The 16,151-nt window shown below is 40.0% G+C and carries 19 protein-coding genes and 1 tRNA gene; 15 read left to right on the forward strand and 5 right to left on the reverse strand.

What is annotated here, in order from left to right; translation table 11 throughout:
* The first annotated feature begins 535 nt into the window (after positions 1 to 535).
* The 10 genes from AC2TFD_RS10115 (at position 536) to AC2TFD_RS10160 (ending at position 5,446) form a co-directional block, all read left to right on the forward strand.
* Complete coding sequence (locus tag AC2TFD_RS10115; protein WP_484675550.1) at positions 536 to 985, forward strand: helix-turn-helix domain-containing protein; 450 nt, start codon at positions 536 to 538, stop codon at positions 983 to 985.
* Between the two features lie 355 nt (positions 986 to 1,340).
* Positions 1,341 to 1,814, forward strand: a complete 474-nt coding sequence (locus AC2TFD_RS10120) for a hypothetical protein (RefSeq protein ID WP_484675551.1) — start codon at positions 1,341 to 1,343, stop codon at positions 1,812 to 1,814.
* Between the two features lie 156 nt (positions 1,815 to 1,970).
* The gene (locus AC2TFD_RS10125) at positions 1,971 to 2,195 is read left to right on the forward strand and encodes a helix-turn-helix domain-containing protein (RefSeq protein WP_484675552.1); all 225 of its coding nucleotides are present in this window, start codon (positions 1,971 to 1,973) and stop codon (positions 2,193 to 2,195) included.
* Positions 2,196 to 2,331: 136 nt separating this feature from the next.
* Complete coding sequence (locus AC2TFD_RS10130) at positions 2,332 to 2,583, forward strand: hypothetical protein (RefSeq protein ID WP_484675553.1); 252 nt, start codon at positions 2,332 to 2,334, stop codon at positions 2,581 to 2,583.
* A gap of 466 nt (positions 2,584 to 3,049) precedes the next feature.
* Positions 3,050 to 3,226, forward strand: coding sequence for a hypothetical protein (locus AC2TFD_RS10135; RefSeq protein WP_484675554.1), 177 nt, complete (start codon positions 3,050 to 3,052; stop codon positions 3,224 to 3,226).
* Between the two features lie 3 nt (positions 3,227 to 3,229).
* Positions 3,230 to 3,358, forward strand: a complete 129-nt coding sequence (locus AC2TFD_RS10140; protein ID WP_484675555.1) for a hypothetical protein — start codon at positions 3,230 to 3,232, stop codon at positions 3,356 to 3,358.
* Between the two features lie 2 nt (positions 3,359 to 3,360).
* Complete coding sequence (locus AC2TFD_RS10145) at positions 3,361 to 3,522, forward strand: hypothetical protein (RefSeq protein WP_484675556.1); 162 nt, start codon at positions 3,361 to 3,363, stop codon at positions 3,520 to 3,522.
* Positions 3,515 to 3,886 carry a hypothetical protein gene (locus tag AC2TFD_RS10150; protein WP_484675557.1) on the forward strand — a complete coding sequence of 124 codons (372 nt, stop codon included), beginning with the start codon at positions 3,515 to 3,517 and terminating at the stop codon, positions 3,884 to 3,886. The genes AC2TFD_RS10145 and AC2TFD_RS10150 overlap by 8 nt, the downstream gene beginning before the upstream one ends.
* A 17-nt stretch (positions 3,887 to 3,903) precedes the next feature.
* Positions 3,904 to 4,728, forward strand: coding sequence for a hypothetical protein (locus tag AC2TFD_RS10155; RefSeq protein ID WP_484675558.1), 825 nt, complete (start codon positions 3,904 to 3,906; stop codon positions 4,726 to 4,728).
* Between the two features lie 328 nt (positions 4,729 to 5,056).
* Positions 5,057 to 5,446: a phBC6A51 family helix-turn-helix protein gene (locus AC2TFD_RS10160; protein ID WP_484675559.1), complete on the forward strand. Its 390-nt coding sequence runs from the start codon at positions 5,057 to 5,059 to the stop codon at positions 5,444 to 5,446.
* A 95-nt stretch (positions 5,447 to 5,541) separates the two neighbouring features.
* Here the strand turns inward: AC2TFD_RS10160 and AC2TFD_RS10165 are convergent, their stop codons facing one another.
* From AC2TFD_RS10165 to AC2TFD_RS10180, 4 genes are all read right to left on the reverse strand, one after another.
* Positions 5,542 to 5,667: a hypothetical protein gene (locus AC2TFD_RS10165; protein WP_484675560.1), complete on the reverse strand. Its 126-nt coding sequence runs from the start codon at positions 5,665 to 5,667 to the stop codon at positions 5,542 to 5,544.
* Positions 5,668 to 6,091: 424 nt separating this feature from the next.
* Positions 6,092 to 7,126: a tyrosine-type recombinase/integrase gene (locus AC2TFD_RS10170; protein WP_484675561.1), complete on the reverse strand. Its 1,035-nt coding sequence runs from the start codon at positions 7,124 to 7,126 to the stop codon at positions 6,092 to 6,094.
* Positions 7,127 to 7,301: 175 nt separating this feature from the next.
* A tRNA-Arg gene (locus AC2TFD_RS10175) sits at positions 7,302 to 7,375 on the reverse strand.
* Between the two features lie 57 nt (positions 7,376 to 7,432).
* Positions 7,433 to 8,143: a YwaF family protein gene (locus AC2TFD_RS10180; protein WP_484675562.1), complete on the reverse strand. Its 711-nt coding sequence runs from the start codon at positions 8,141 to 8,143 to the stop codon at positions 7,433 to 7,435.
* 162 nt (positions 8,144 to 8,305) lie between these two features.
* Here AC2TFD_RS10180 and mutS point away from each other — a divergent pair, with 162 nt between their 5' ends.
* The 5 genes from mutS to AC2TFD_RS10205 all read left to right on the forward strand — a co-directional run bounded on the left by mutS (position 8,306) and on the right by AC2TFD_RS10205 (position 14,730).
* Entirely contained in the window at positions 8,306 to 10,900 is a 2,595-nt protein-coding gene (gene mutS / locus AC2TFD_RS10185; protein WP_484675563.1) for a DNA mismatch repair protein MutS, read from the forward strand.
* 12 nt (positions 10,901 to 10,912) lie between these two features.
* A complete protein-coding gene (gene mutL / locus AC2TFD_RS10190; RefSeq protein ID WP_484675564.1) occupies positions 10,913 to 12,790 on the forward strand; it encodes a DNA mismatch repair endonuclease MutL in 1,878 nt (625 codons plus the stop codon).
* 119 nt (positions 12,791 to 12,909) lie between these two features.
* Positions 12,910 to 13,362 carry a hypothetical protein gene (locus tag AC2TFD_RS10195; protein WP_335514144.1) on the forward strand — a complete coding sequence of 151 codons (453 nt, stop codon included), beginning with the start codon at positions 12,910 to 12,912 and terminating at the stop codon, positions 13,360 to 13,362.
* A gap of 357 nt (positions 13,363 to 13,719) precedes the next feature.
* Positions 13,720 to 14,244 (forward strand): YsnF/AvaK domain-containing protein, encoded by a 525-nt coding sequence (locus AC2TFD_RS10200; protein ID WP_335514141.1) that lies wholly within the window; start codon positions 13,720 to 13,722, stop codon positions 14,242 to 14,244.
* Positions 14,245 to 14,316: 72 nt separating this feature from the next.
* Complete coding sequence (locus AC2TFD_RS10205; protein ID WP_484675565.1) at positions 14,317 to 14,730, forward strand: YsnF/AvaK domain-containing protein; 414 nt, start codon at positions 14,317 to 14,319, stop codon at positions 14,728 to 14,730.
* A 124-nt stretch (positions 14,731 to 14,854) separates the two neighbouring features.
* Here the strand turns inward: AC2TFD_RS10205 and mreBH are convergent, their stop codons facing one another.
* Positions 14,855 to 15,862, reverse strand: a complete 1,008-nt coding sequence (gene mreBH / locus AC2TFD_RS10210; protein ID WP_335514136.1) for a rod-share determining protein MreBH — start codon at positions 15,860 to 15,862, stop codon at positions 14,855 to 14,857.
* Between the last annotated feature and the right edge of the window lie 289 nt (positions 15,863 to 16,151).

Below are 16,151 nucleotides of genomic sequence, written 5' to 3' on the forward strand. Positions count from 1 at the left end.
CATATTAATACATCGATTTGTTACTTTTGTAACCAATTAATTTTCTTGATGAATATTTTATAAGTACCCATTTTAGGAGAAAATTAACCAATTTATAATCTATTCTTATTACGCCATCCTGCCCGTTAGTTTAAGTACAATTATTCACAAACTATATATTTATTTTGATAGCCTACCGGTATCAGGACGGATCAAGGTTTCGGGAATAGACAATTGCTCGATCACCGCGGCAAACGGTTTAGGTAGGTCGAGCATTATTATAATTTACTTCCGCTGGAGCCTCAAACACCTCGGCAAAGGTTCGAGGTTGCAACGGGAGTCATAGCGGAATAAAGACGGTTTTCAGGGCAAATAGGCCGGCCCGGGAAAGCCGTCTTTTTTTATTTGCGCAAAAATGGTCCGAAAACGGAGTCATTCGCGACATTATAAATATAAGGGTGCGCGGTTTTAAGTTGGCGGTCGTATCTTCTTATGAAGGGTATTTTTTCCGCGGCCAGTCCGCGTTCAAATAAAAAATTTACGGAGGGGATACGAAATGGAGGAACGGAAGGTTTACGACAAAACGAAAAAAAGAGAGGAGGACGCACATTTTATTAAATTACCGAGCGAGTTACGGCATTACATTTACTTACCGGAGTTCAAGGCCGAAATGGCTTTTCTTTACGCGCTGATTGTTGATTTATGGAATAAGGAGGTGGGCTACGCTTACCCGTCGCAGGAAAAACTCGCCATGTACTACGGTAAGGCGCTAAACACCACGAAAGATCACCTAAAAATACTTGAAAAATACGGCCTAATCGAAAAGAAGCGGAATTCGCTTGGGATGACGTTTGTGCCGCTTGAGCCGTTAGCGGAGCATGATTTTTTTGTTAAGTACAAGGAAGCGGATCAGGCATATAAAGAGCGATTGAAGCAAATCGAAATTGAACGCGAGGCAGCAAGATTACGAATGATGAAGTCACGACAAAAACGTTCAGGCAGTTAATGATAGTACGTACAGTCAATTTATATGCAAGTGTTACAGTCAATCATTGACCGCTAACTGTATTTATTATAACGAGATTTATAACGAGATTTAAAAACATTGCGCTCATTACATTCGCGCTACGCTTTAAGTATTCAATATCTTATTGCAAAGAAAAGAAAATAAATAAAAAGAATGAGTGGTTCGGGCAAATTTTGACACCGTACCCAAAAGGGGAGAATGACTGATGGATAAAAGGGAAGGAGCAATACTGCAAGTAAAGAAACGCTTAAACAGAATAAAAAGTAAAGTCGACGCAAAGTTTACCGACATCAAATGGCTGAAAGTCGAAACGGACGACATTATAGAGGAATACATGCGAAACGGGGGCTATCATCCGATTACGGAAATATCTAAAGAATTATCGCTAATGAGCACGTTACTCGCCAAGACTCACGAAAATATTGAACGCACTAGTATAAAGCAACGATCACGCGAAGAGTGGACCGACATTGAACAGCAGTTTATTCCGCCAATACCACTCGATATTCCGGAAGGTTATAGAGTTTGCGGCTGCTGGAACTGTAATCAGATATTTAAACGCAAAGGGAAGACGATATACTGTTCGAAGCAATGTCGCCAGGAGCAAATGGATGCAAACAATCGGCTACTTAAGACCGGAACCTATCTCGCACCTTACCGCGATAAATACCGACCGAAGCGTGACGAGACGCCTGACCGGATGCGGAAAGATAAGGAAGTACACCTTACCGATAAAATGAAACGCAGGTTGCCTACGGTGGATTTCGGAATTAACGGAAGTATAAAGCCGAAATATAAGGTAATTTGAAAAAGGGATAAAATCCGAATATATGAGGACAAATAACAAGTTGCGCAGTTGTTATTACCCTCACGGCACTAGTCAATACGACTGGTGCATTTTTTATGGCCAAAAAGCCATTTTTATTAACTTTTACTGAAAACATTTGAAAGGGGATGAATTCACTTGAATGGAAAAACTTTGCAAATTCTGCGTTATCGCTCAAATCTAACGGCTAAAGAGATGGCCGAAAAACTAGGTATTAGCGAATCTTTATTAACGAAGATTGAAGCCGGTATTAATCCGATTTCTACCAAAGTTAAAACCCGAATTCTCACGGCTTGCGAAGTGGATGAGGGTTTATTCGATGTTGTGCGTAAAATGCGATTATTCGATGAGGGGTTGAGTTAATGAAGTGTGAAAACATTGTGGTCCACGAGTATTACGGGAATAACTTCAATTGTTCAAGGGAAGCAAAGCTGTACGAAAACTGTACGCTGGAATACTTGCCCGAACCAGTGTACGAAGATGACGAGGAGGAACTTAGGTGTATGACGAGTTAGACCCGGTAGATATCTTTTTTCACAGTGTAGTGGAGTTTGTGGAATCCTACACGGTATTTAAGAACTACAAGGCAATGGATGAGGAAAAGAAAGCAAAATACGTTACGAAATTAACGCTCATGATCGTATTCGAAACGTCACCAAGAAAAAACCTTAACATCGGCATGGACACGATCCGGCTGGTCGTTCGGGACATTCTCGATAAGAAAGCAGCGGAGGTACCCGGCGATGAATAAATTTCAGCGATTTATTTCCACCAATTGCGCGACCTATGACGGTGACGGCAAATGTCTTCTCGAAACTGGCGCTAACGGTGATCGAACCTGCGTTTACTTTCGGGAACATAGCGGCAGATGTTCATACGCAGAAAACTGCGTAATACCTGGCGACCATAAAGTCGAGGTTCTTTACTGGGCAGAGAGAGGCATAACTGTATCCGGTGATTTTTGCGATAGTTGCCAGCAACCATTCGAACGGAAAAGCAACCGGCAGCGATATTGTAAAAAATGCGGAGAGCTTGCCGAGAAAGAAAATCGGCGCAAAAGGGACAAGGAATATAAGGAGAGAAAACGACGGTTTAAGGACTAAAATACGTATTTTGTGCCTCATTTTAGCCCATTCTGGCGGTTTTACTTTAAAGGTAATGCAATAAGTCTAGGATACTACTTTTTCCTTTCTAAATGGTGACAGGGGGAGATTATCATGCAAGCGAAACTAGTGTTAGAAAATCTCCTGATCGTGGCGTATGTGAATTTTGAAGGTGAAGATTTTCAGTTTAAGTTCGGTCGAGGACAACCTGCTTCGCATATATCAGCAACCCTTCCGAAATTAGTGATGGACGAATTGTTCATGCGACGAGTTAGAGCAAGGGTGGTGTAAGAGTTGACTATCTACACCGACCGACAATATGAAATCCATCGTTTGAAAAATAAGCCTGGTTATAAAATGACGGTTGAAATTTGGAAGGAAGATGGCAGGCTAATCGCAGCATTATTTACAAAGGAGAGATAATTTTGGCGCGTAAAAATAGTAAACAATCACGTTACGATTCAATGTCTCAGCGAGATATCCGTCGGCTAAAAAAAGCAAAGAAATATAAGAACCCTCGTAAAGATGCGACCGACTGGGCATCGAAAATGTTTAAAAAGCTGACCGAGGGTGAACCGGATGCTTGATAATCCGATTAAATACAGAGTCGCATGCTTCAGGAAAGACGGAACTGTCGGGGTCGGTATCGAGAGGTATCGAGTAGAGAACGATCAGGCTGTAATTGAGTTTATTGGTTCCTATAATATCGGCGATGCTTCCCGTCAGGAAACCGTTAGATTCTACGTGAATGAAATACTTAAGCAACATGGTCTGGATGATTCTATATTAATACGAATTGCAGACTCTCATCTTCGATATAAACGTGACTGGCTAGCGATTTATCCGGAGAGGGTTAAATTCAGTATTGAAACATCCGGTCATTTTAAAACGTGCCAAATGATGGCAGCGGACGCATGTTTCCGTGGCTTTAATATTACAGAAAACCTATAAAACAGGGGGAGTTATTAATGAAAATGAAAGAACATTATCAAAACGCGATGAATTTAAGGAACGGATCTACGGCTTGGTACCGTGAAAAAACTGCGACGTCGAGGGCTGATATTATGAAAGTGAAAACCGACCGTCTGTTATCGCCTGAGGGCAGGCAATTAAAAGCTAAAGTGTTACAAAAAGCGTTAGCAGATCAGCTAATAAGAGATTCACATGCGCGCAAACTTGAATACATTGCCGAACTTCAAGCGGCGAAAAAAGCAGCGGAAGCCATTATCAAGAAAAAGATTAAGAGGCCTGACGACGATAAAGTTTCTGAGTTCGAGAGCTTGCTAGGTCTGCTCAAAACGGAAATTATGCTCGCAACTAATTTCACGACCGTTGAGACGAAATTAAATGACGTAATTGCGAAAATAGATAGTCCGTTTTTCGCGGAAATGCTAGCGAAGGACTTCAGCAACATCGTACCGCAAGCCTTGGCAACCACGAATGAACCAGCTAAAGCGAAGCTGAAACTTTCCGCCATGTTTAACAAGGTGAACACGGAATTCGCACCGGATGACGTCAAAGAAGCAAAGCAAATTTTAGACTTTGCGGATAACGGTCTGGCAAATCCAAACATATTCCCGCCTATCGTAAAAACGAATGCTGCCGAACTATTTGGCACTCAAGAAGCCCAATATTTATTCGACACGGATGCATATATGGAACTGGCGGAAAAGACAGTCGTTGAGGATATACGGCTGAAAACGGAGCGCCAATACGTTGGTAAAATGCCGGTTATCCGCGAAAAGAAAGAAGAACGTGTTAGTAACATCTTATCTGACAATCAATTCGATTAAAGAACGTCGATGCGCTGTCGGCTTAGTCAACCGGTAATACATCGTATCAATCGGCAACTTCGCCGGTAATGCCTGGCGTTAGGGGGCATGCGGTAAGTATGCGGAAAGTTCCTTAGCATCTGCCGCGAGTAGCGCAAAGCGACAGAAAGTAACGATAGGAATCCCGCTTTACTTCAACGGAAGCGAAATAGCACGCGCGACATATGACGATATGGACCGTTTGATGGCTGGCGACTTTTCGATGAATGCTAGGATGGGCGGAATAAGAAGGTAATAACGGGCTTGGCTGCGGTGACGTGGTCGGGCTTATTTGATAGGAGGAATTGGAATGTTAAAACCGGAACAATTAGAGGCAATAAAATACTTGTCCCAGCCAAAAAACGGCGGCTTTACACACGATCAAATTGCCGAAAAGGTGGGCGTAACTAGGCAAACGCTATATCGCTGGCGCCAGGACATTGAGTTTCAAGACGAAATCAAGCGAGAAATTAACCGCAATACAATGAATCGCATTCCGGAGGTTATCGAGTCGTTATTTATCCAAGCGACAAAGGCGAATCAACCTTCGGCAAAGGCTGCGGAGTTGTTATTAAAGACGGTCAGTATGCTTAATGATCGCCTGGAAGTCGAGGATAGAACGAAAAAAGATAACGCACCATCGACAGATTTAGAATCAATGAAAGCGGAAATCGCACGTATGAGGCAGTTGCGACAGTGAAATAAATTAACGGGCTCGGCTGAGTTAAAGTGGCTGGTCTCTGATATAAAAAAAGAAGAGCAGCCTAAAAGACTACTCATCAAACAGGGAAAAGCTTATTTCCAGAGACAGTGGGCATTAACAAACGTTCCTGAACGGAAATGTTCAGGTATCCATTTGCCGCCGCGGAAATGTCCGCGAACCATGTGTCCACTTCTCTGATGTGGTGCGAGTCTGCACATGTGGCATACCTCCTTAAAAAATCTAAGGGATATGCTTTATTAGTGGGCCGGCCTTCCGCTAATTCACAAATTGTAGAAAATTTTATACCGTTTATAATGTAATTTGTACTTGACATTGTAAAGTTTACTTTAGTATACTCGTATTGTTCAGTCGAAATACTAATGTATGTATAAAACATTCAAATTTGCTAATAATGATATTGTCGAGATATCATATTGAATTAGCAAGGGAAGGTCTAATAGACAAACCTATCCCCATAGTTAAGATAACACACTCGCTACTGTATATCAAGCGTTTTTGTGTTATTTTTTTGCGTTTTTTTAAATTAATTTGTCGATTACATCGAAATATCCGAACGTTATTGGAACACTGGTGTCTCAGTGTTCCTTTTTTAATGAAAAAACAGCCATAGGCGCCTTTCCTTTATAATCGAATGCCATTCCGTTTCATAATATTTCGAACTGGCGAAAACTTATTATGTTGCTCTCGAATATGCTCATTATCCATCTGTACATATTTGCGTGTTGTCTCTATTTCAGCATGATCCAATATTCGTTGAAGTGTAAAGATGTCACCGCCATTTAATACATAGTTCCTTGCGAAAGTATGACGAAACATGTGCGGATGTAGCCTAGGTATATTTAATTTACGCTTTAATCGATTTAATCTGCGACGAAAAGCGTCGTCGGTAAATTCCCCTCCATAAGCGTTCATAAATAGCTGAGCGTCCTCTCCGAAATATTGCTGCGTTTCGTCGAGTAATTGGCGCAACCTCTTCGCAACCTCACGACTAATAGGGATCTCGCGAGACTTCCGATTCTTTGCAATCCGAGACGGCACAGTGACCGTTAAATCCTTGAAATTTACTTGCTCGGCCGTTAAAGTAAGCGCCTCACCTATTCGCAAGCCAGTATCGAGTAAGAGTAGTGTTAACGTCTTATCGCGCCATTGTGCGAACTGTCTATCGTCATAAGAGGCGAGAATGCTGTCAATCTGTTCGTCCGGAATGCCTGGTACTTCTTCGTGTTCATCGTCGCGTACCTGCGAGATATTTTCCGTTAGATTCTCCGGAATTATTCCCTCAGTACATAAGAACCGAAAAAATGCGCTTAGTCCGCGAATTCGTATATTAATAGTATGTACCGACAGGCCTTTACCGCTACGCTTCCGTTGTGGGTCCTCCGCATATGGTGTTCGTTCAGTGCGAAGGTAATTAATATATTTGCGAATAGTGTCTGCGGTAATGTCGTTAATATGCGTAATATCCTCGTCTAGCCATTGCCGGAAATAACGGAATATATCGTCGTACCCGGTAATCGTACCAGGTCGAACTCCTTCCGCAGATTTAGCCCGTATAAAGATTTCTATCGCCTCTTCGAATGTATATAGGACATTCCGAGGCTGTCGGACTTTAGGCGTTGATATTGCGCCTCTTTCTCCAATAAATCTACGTTTCATCGCGTTTTAGCTCCTTCTTTAAGTTAGCCGCAAGTGTCCTACAGTCATCTACCTTGGTCCTACAGTGCTAAAATCGATGTCCTACAGACAACGAAAAAAGCGCTATGTCACCGCATTGTCACCGTCTTAATTAACGGATAACTAACCGCGATACATAACGCTTTTTTGACGAGTACGTCCCGAAGAGGATTCGAACCTCCGACCTACAGTTTAGGAAACTGTTGCTCTATCCTGCTGAGCTATCGGGACACTTTTATTGGGAACGTTATTTATTATAATTAGTAAAAGGTAAAAGGTCAATAAAATTTAACTTTTGTACCCCTTATCTCTAAAAATCAACCACACAATCAGACTTAGAGTGATTAATAAAAACTCCATTGAAAGGATGTACCAAGGATAGGGACCTAATAGGTCTAGCAGGCTGGGACTTTTGGGTTTATGTCTTAAAAACATATAATTTCCGTCTACGATCTTATTTATAAGCATAATGATCGGCATTAAAACATTCAGGAAGACAAATAGTTTTACGACTGACCAGATTGTTGGTCGAAAGCCATGAACCCACGTAAAATATAGGACAACCCACATCATCATCAGATGAGTATAGAAGAAATGGAAATAGCGAAAATGCGGGAAGTCGAAATTTAATAATGGGGTAATTAATGCTTGTGATGCTCCCAATAAAGCCGTAAATAATAAGATTTCATAGATAATCTTTTTGCGTGTTAACAATAAGAGGACGGATAAAATTAAGCTGATGCTGCATAATTCTAATGGAATTGCATGGCTAACATCCCAATCGCCGTTTACATACATCCAAATATGATAACAGGACTCTAACAAGATCAATGAAAGTGCTAGTCCAATCTCTGCCCGTCTCCATTTATAAATTTTGAGTTTCTCTCTACATTTATAAATAACTATTGAGACGATAACTAGGATGGCGATAATCACAAAATGGCTGAAAGAAAACATTTCAAAATCATATTCCTCGTAATTACCTCCAAACCATCCCACAATGGACCACCCTTTTCTATTTAATACTATAATTATATGCAGGCAAGTATCATCAACGACCATTATTAGATAAAAGAAATTTCTACCTAATCTAAGTTTACCTGATTTATGATATAATAGTTTGTCGAAGATACTCGAAATAATTGAAATGTGGGGGTCATTATGGCTGGTTATACGCCGATGATACAGCAATACTTAACCGTGAAGGCAGACTATCAAGATGCCTTTTTATTTTTTCGCTTAGGCGATTTTTATGAAATGTTCTTCGCTGATGCAATCAAAGCATCACAAGAATTAGAGATAACCCTAACAAGCCGGGAAGGCGGCAGTGAGGATCGAATTCCAATGTGTGGAGTTCCCTATCATTCTGCCCCTAATTATATTGAACAGTTGATTTCAAAAGGCTACAAAGTAGCGATTTGTGAACAAATGGAAGATGCAAAACAAACAAAGGGCATGGTTAGAAGGGAAGTTGTCCAACTAATCACCCCTGGTACCGTCATGGAAGGTAAATCGTTAACAGATAAGGAAAATAATTATATCGCTTCAATTTCTTATTTCGATGACCACACCTTTGGATTTGTCTATACGGATATTTCTACTGGTGAAAGTAAGGTTACACAGCTTTCCTCTAATTTTGATGATGTCTTAAATGAGATTGCGGTGCTAAGCTCAAAAGAGGTTGTTGTGGCAAGTGACTTTGATGGTGAATTACAGAAGAAACTGCGCGAGCGTGACGTACTTGCGATTTCAATTGAAGATAATAGTTCAATAGAAATGAATTTTTCACATCTCTTGGAAAATCTTAATCAAGATAAATTAAAACAAAGTACTGCACGACTTTTTAACTATTTGTATCGCTCCCAAAAACGCAGTCTTGATCACCTTCAGCCAGTAACTACTTATCAAATACATCAGTATATGAAAATTGATTACTATTCCAAACGAAACCTTGAGTTGACGGAGACGATTCGTTCAAAAGGGAAGAAAGGTTCGTTGCTGTGGCTATTAGATGAAACGATGACCGCGATGGGCGGCAGAATGCTGAAAACATGGATTGATCGACCATTGCTTTCCCGTGAGGAAATTGAGCATCGTCAAACCATTGTAGAAGTTTTAATGAACAAGTATTTCGAACGCCAGGAGCTTCGGGAAAAGTTAACCGAAGTGTATGATTTGGAGCGGCTTGCAGGGCGTGTTGCCTTTGGAAATGTGAATGCCCGTGATTTAGTCCAATTAAAAAGCTCCTTAAAGCAAATTCCTTTTTTACAACAAATTCTCCAGGAGATGGGACATGAAGAAGTCAATAAAATTGCCGACTCTCTGGATCCGTGTGAGGAAATTACCGATTTATTAGAGCAAGCCATTGTTGAAAATCCGCCCATTTCTATAAAAGAAGGGAATATCATTCGTGACGGGTATAATGCCCAGTTGGATCAATACCGAGATGCGAGCCGCAACGGCAAGACCTGGATTGCCCAGCTTGAACGCGAGGAGAGGGAAAAGACAGGGATTAAATCCTTGAAAGTAGGCTATAATCGAGTATTTGGTTACTTTATTGAAGTAACAAGAGCGAACCTTCATCTTTTAACAGAAGGACAGTATGAGCGAAAACAGACATTATCAAATGCTGAGCGCTTTATTACACCCGAACTAAAAGAGAAGGAAGCATTAATTTTACAGGCGGAAGAAAACGGTGGTGAATTAGAATATCAACTATTTACTGAAATCCGTGAGATTGTAAAAGAACATATACCACGCTTGCAGGCAGCAGCTAAAGCGGTTAGTGAGTTAGACGTTCTCCAATGCTTCGCCCAGGTGAGTGAAGAGCGTCGGTATGTAAAACCGAAGTTTTCAACTGAACGCAAAGTTGTCTTGAAAGAAGGCAGACACCCGGTGGTCGAAAAAGTGCTCAATGCACAGGAATACGTACCAAACGACTGCTTTATGGACAGTGAGCGTGAGGTTCTTCTGATAACTGGTCCGAATATGAGCGGTAAAAGTACGTATATGCGCCAAATTGCGTTAACAGCTATTTTAGCCCAAATTGGCTGTTATGTACCTGCAGATGAAGCAGTGCTGCCTATTTTTGACCAAGTGTTTACAAGAATTGGGGCAGCTGACGACTTGATTTCTGGTCAGAGTACGTTCATGGTTGAAATGCTTGAAGCTAGGAATGCCTTGGCCAACGCCACACAAAACAGCTTGATTTTATTTGATGAAATTGGCCGCGGAACGTCAACATACGATGGGATGGCTTTAGCACAGGCGATTATTGAATATATTCATAAACATATAGGTGCCAAGACACTGTTTTCCACTCATTATCATGAATTAACTGTCCTCGACCGAGAACTTGAGAAGTTAAAGAACATTCATGTTAGTGCAATTGAGCATAATGGAAAACTTGTTTTTCTTCATAAAATCAAAGAGGGTCCGACGGATAAGAGTTACGGAATCCACGTAGCTCAATTAGCAGAGCTACCTAAGGAATTAATCAATCGTGCCAATGAAATCTTATCTACTCTTGAAAAACCTGAGACACAAACAGCTACTGTTAAACAGGAAGAAAAGAAAATTAATGAGCAGCCGGCACAGCTTTCTTTCTTCGATGAGCCGAAAGAGCCGAAAAAACAAGAATTTTCCTCTAAAGAAAAAAGAGTTTTAGATAAGATGAAGGAAATTGATCTACTTGATATCACACCGCTTCAAGCGATTAATCTTTTGTACGAGCTTCAGAAAAAGTTAAAAAGCTAGGGGGTGACACATATGGGTAAGATTATCCAATTAGATGATATGCTATCCAATAAAATTGCCGCAGGGGAAGTAGTAGAACGTCCTGCTTCGGTTGTAAAAGAATTGGTCGAGAATGCGATTGACGCTGGCAGTACAGTAATTGAAATTGAAGTGGAAGAGGCCGGGCTGGCGAAAATTCGGATCACCGATAATGGAAATGGAATTGAGGAGGAAGACGTCTTACTCGCTTTCCATCGTCATGCGACGAGTAAAATTAAGAATGAAAATGACTTATTCCGGATTCGCACACTTGGATTTCGGGGTGAAGCTCTTCCAAGTATTGCTTCTGTTTCGAGGCTGGAGATGAAGACATCAACAGGTGAAGGTGCAGGAAATCGAGTGGTGATTGAAGGCGGCAAGGTTGAAGTTTTTGAGAAAGCTTCAAGCAGACGCGGAACGGATATAACCATTTGTGATTTGTTTTATAACACCCCTGCACGTTTGAAGTATATGAAAACCATCCATACAGAGCTCGGGAATATTACCGATGTTGTAAACCGGTTGGCGCTTTCTCATCCAGAGGTAGCCATCCGACTCATTCATAACGAGCGTAAGCTGTTGCAAACGAATGGAAATGGCGATGTCCGCCAAGTGCTGGCTTCCATCTATGGAATGGCAATTGCTAAACAGCTTGTACCGATTTCAGGGGAATCGTTGGATTACAAAATTAGCGGCTATGCCTCGATGCCTGAGGTAACGAGAGCGTCAAGAAACTATATTTCTACGATGATTAATGGCCGTTTCATTAAAAATTATGCCTTAGCAAAAGCAATCCAGGAAGGATACCATACGTTACTTCCTATAGGAAGATTTCCAATTGTTCTCCTCAATATCGACATGGACCCATTATTGGTGGATGTCAATGTACACCCATCAAAAATGGAGGTTCGTATCAGTAAAGAAGTAGAACTATATGAATTGGTTACAGATATCATCAAAAATGCGTTTAAATCAAAGATATTGATTCCATCAGCTTATACCCAGGAAAAACGCGAGGTAGCTAAATCGGAACAGACTACATTGGTTCTTGATGAAAGAACCAATGATATACCGGTTAGAAAAGAAATGGAATGGGAGCGGCCATCCTTTTCTAGCACGACTATACAAGAAAAGGCGGAGCCTTTGAAGGTAAATTTCGAACCTAATTATCAGTCAAAAGTAGAAGTGGAGAACCAAGGTCGAGAATGGAAATTCGAAGAACCTGAAACTGAACCAACAGAGCAAGAGGATGAAACAGCGAGAACGCTGGAGGATGACAAAATTGAAAGCAGAATACCTCGACTATATCCAATTGGGCAAATGCATGGAACGTATATCTTTGCACAAAATGAAAATGGTTTATACATTATTGACCAGCACGCTGCCCAGGAACGACTAAAATACGAGTATTTCCGTGAAAAGGTGGGGCAGGTTCATGCTGAGCTTCAGGAATTACTCGTTCCAATTACACTGGATTATTCTACGGATGAATATCTAAAAATAAATGAAAACCGTTTGGAATTGGAAAAGGTCGGTGTTTTCCTTGAGGAATTTGGAATGAACAGCTATATCGTTCGCTCCCATCCACAATGGTTTCCAAAAGGCGAGGAGAAACAGCTCATTGAAGAAATGATTGAACAGCTTCTTGCGATGAAAAAAGTCGATATTAAAAAACTTCGTGAAGAAGCAGCGATTATGATGAGTTGTAAGGCTTCCATTAAAGCGAATCGTCATTTGCGTAATGATGAAATTCAGACGTTACTAGACGACCTAAGAAAAGCTTCAGATCCGTTCACCTGTCCACATGGCAGGCCGATAATTGTCCATTATTCGTCTTACGAGATGGAAAAAATGTTTAAACGCGTGATGTAGAATGTTTTCTTTTAAAAAGAGAACATTCTTTTTTTGTATAAATGTTCTTAGAGGGCTTATATCCGATCGAATTATCGTGTAAAATTACACTATAAGGGAGATTTTCAGGAGGTGAGGCTGTGGTGTCTTTTGGGCTCTTAAGTATGTTTTTACCGATCGTCATTATAATTTTTGTGGTCGTTTACGCTGCGAAAAACAAAGAGAAGGGGGATGAAGTAGTGATTCGTCATTTGTATACGTATTTAGTCTTGTTTGCAACGCTAATGATGGTAATTGGCGGGGGGATTTCAATCTTTATGGCTGCAGCAGATTTAGTAAGTCCGCCAGGCTATTATCAAAATTTTGAAGATTTTAAGCAAGTTTACCATGACGGAAAAGTTCCACCGCAAGAAAGTCAAAAATTATCTGATGATGAGATTCGTCAAAGATATGATCAAATGGTAAAAGATGAAAAGAATCGTGCAAGAGAAAATGCAAAAAACCAAATTATTAAAAGCCTAGGATTTATCGTCATTCCACTTCCGATTTTCCTTTATTTCAACAATATGAGGAAACGACAAAGTGAAATTTAGAGGAGATAGGATTAAATAGAGTATCCCTATTACTAAACAGGTTTAGTTATATATTCCAAACATAATAAAATAAAGGAAATGACTATCAAAATGCATTTAAAACGATAGTCATTTTTTTATTGAATATTGCAATTTTTAGGGAACTTTGGCCAGTCTTAATAAAAAATTTGGTAGGCATTTTAGTTCCGTAAAAGTGTAATCAAAAATGAATTGCACCAGTGAGTTTGTTGGACGATATTTTCAGTTTTTTAACAAATATGGTTGGAAAAGGTTTATTAATACATAAAGAATAAAAATACCTTTTAAGTAGATTATATAAAGGCATTACTTTAAATCAATTTGCGGGGAGGAATTCTTATGGGTAACATTTTTAATTTGTTTGGTGATGATGACAATTCACAAAATAATAATAATCAAGATAGCAAAAATAATTCAGGATCTCAAGGAAATAGCACTACCTCAAGTACCCAAGATACTCAAACTAATGGTTCCTTAGAACTTCATAAGGAAGAGCTAGACATTACCAAAAATAAAGTCGATGCTGGTGAAGTTGTCCTTTCAAAAGAGGTTGTCGAAGAACAAAAAAACGTAGAAGTTCCTGTTATGCATGAGGAAGTTGTAATAAAGAGAACGCCAGTGAACGAACGTAGTAATGCATCGATAAGTGCTGAGGAGACCATTCATATTCCTGTCAGTCAGGAGCAAGTTCAGGTAAACAAATACACGGTAACAACGGAGGAAGTCTCTGCTTCCAAACGCCAAGTTGAGGAAACACAGCAAGTTCAGGAAACTCTTAAACATGAAACGGCTAATGTGAATACAACTGGAAGTGTAGACTTTGTTTCCGATACAACGGGTTTTGAAGATATAAATAACAGCTAAAAAATAAAAACACCTTTTCATCCTTCTTAATGAAAAGGTGTTTTCAATCTTTTTCCGTGGAGGAGGATTAAGGTGCCTGAGCATCCTAAAAAGACAAATGACCACATTGATGATGTAACAATCAAATTACATAAGGAAGAGTTGCAGGTAAGTAAAAAGAGGATTGAAACAGCTAACGTTAAGGTTTATAAGAAAAATTATACGGAAGAGAAGCAAATTATCGTTCCTGTTCGCCGTGAGGAGTTAATCATTGAGAAAAAGATACTTAATTCAGAAGGAAATACGGATGAAAATATTGAAACGATTCGTATTCCTTTAAGGGAAGATCGTATTGAGGTTACCTTACATCCAACTCTCCTTGAGGATGTAGAAATATATAAGAACCAATATGAAGAACTAAAACAAGTTATAGAAACTCTTAAGGAAGAAAAGGTCCATATCGAAACGATAGGTGATATAAAGTTAAACGTTAATAATCCATTATAAACGACATAAATAAAGAATTATAATCATGAGTTAAATGAGCAACTGGCTCAGTAAAGTGGACTGAGCCAGTTTATTTTATATATAATTAGAACTCTTTACCTTGTCTTTAATTGCTCTTTAGAACTTATTTCACTGTAGCTGGCAGTTTATGCATGTATTTAAGGGCTTTTCCTGTTCCAATTGCTACGGATTCTAAAGGCTCCTCAGCAAGTTGAACTGGAACAAAGATCTCGTTACTCAACCATTCTTCCATTCCCTTCATTAAGGCACCGCCACCTGTTAGAATCACACCCCGATCGACGATATCACCACTTAATTCTGCAGGGCAGTCCTCAAGGGTTGCACGAATTGCTTCTAATATATGGGATAATGATTCTTTCAAAGCATTACGAATTTCATAGGATGATAATGTAACAGTTTTTGGCAAACCTGTCACAAGATCACGACCTCGAACTTCCATGGTAAGCTCTTCGTGATCCACCAACGCATAACCAATTTCGATTTTGACCTTCTCTGCTGTTCTTTCACCAATCAAAACATTATATTCTTTACGGACATGCTGAATAATTTCTTCATCAAGGCGATCACCGCCAATTTTAATAGAATGGCAGGAAACAACACCACCGAAAGATATAATCGCTACCTCTGTATTACCGCCGCCAATATCGACCACCACATTGGCTACCGGCTCGTCCACAGGCATTCCGGCGCCAATAGCAGCGGCAACTGGTTCTTCAATTAATTGGATTTTTTTTGCGCCGGCATTTCTCACAGCGTCATGAATCGCTCGTCTTTCAACGCTTGTTGAACCAGAAGGTGTACAGATGACAACATTTGGCTTACGAACGGCAAAGCCGACCGATTTTGAAGCCTTATGCATAATATGCTTCAGAAGCTCAGTTGTAAGGTCATAATCGGCTATGACCCCATCTTTCAAGGGACGGATCGCAATAATTTTTTCAGGAGTTTTTCCTATCATTTCTTTTGCTTCCGTTCCAAAAGCCACAACCTTTTTTGTATCGGTGTCAATGGCCACCACGGAAGGTTCATTTACTGCGATCCCTTTATTTTTACTATAAACTAATATATTTGCAGTCCCCAAATCAATTCCAATTTCAAAGTTTGAAAACATAACTTTCACCACATTTCCCTAATTTCATACAAAATATGCTACGATTAAGCCTACCATGAACTTGGGGGAAAAGGCGGTTTGTAAATGAAACGTTATCGGAATGTAAAAACGTTATCGGAATGTAATGATTTTGGATAATAAATGGATAATAAATTCTATATCCAAGAAATGCATAGAAAAGATATTTTTTGATTATACTTAGTTGATGTTCAACTGCTTTAAAAATATATGATAGGATGTAAATGTGAATTGGTTCCTGCCATCACGTAAAAATGAAAAAAGGGCAGTG

Source organism: Neobacillus sp. plas4 (genome assembly GCF_057221695.1).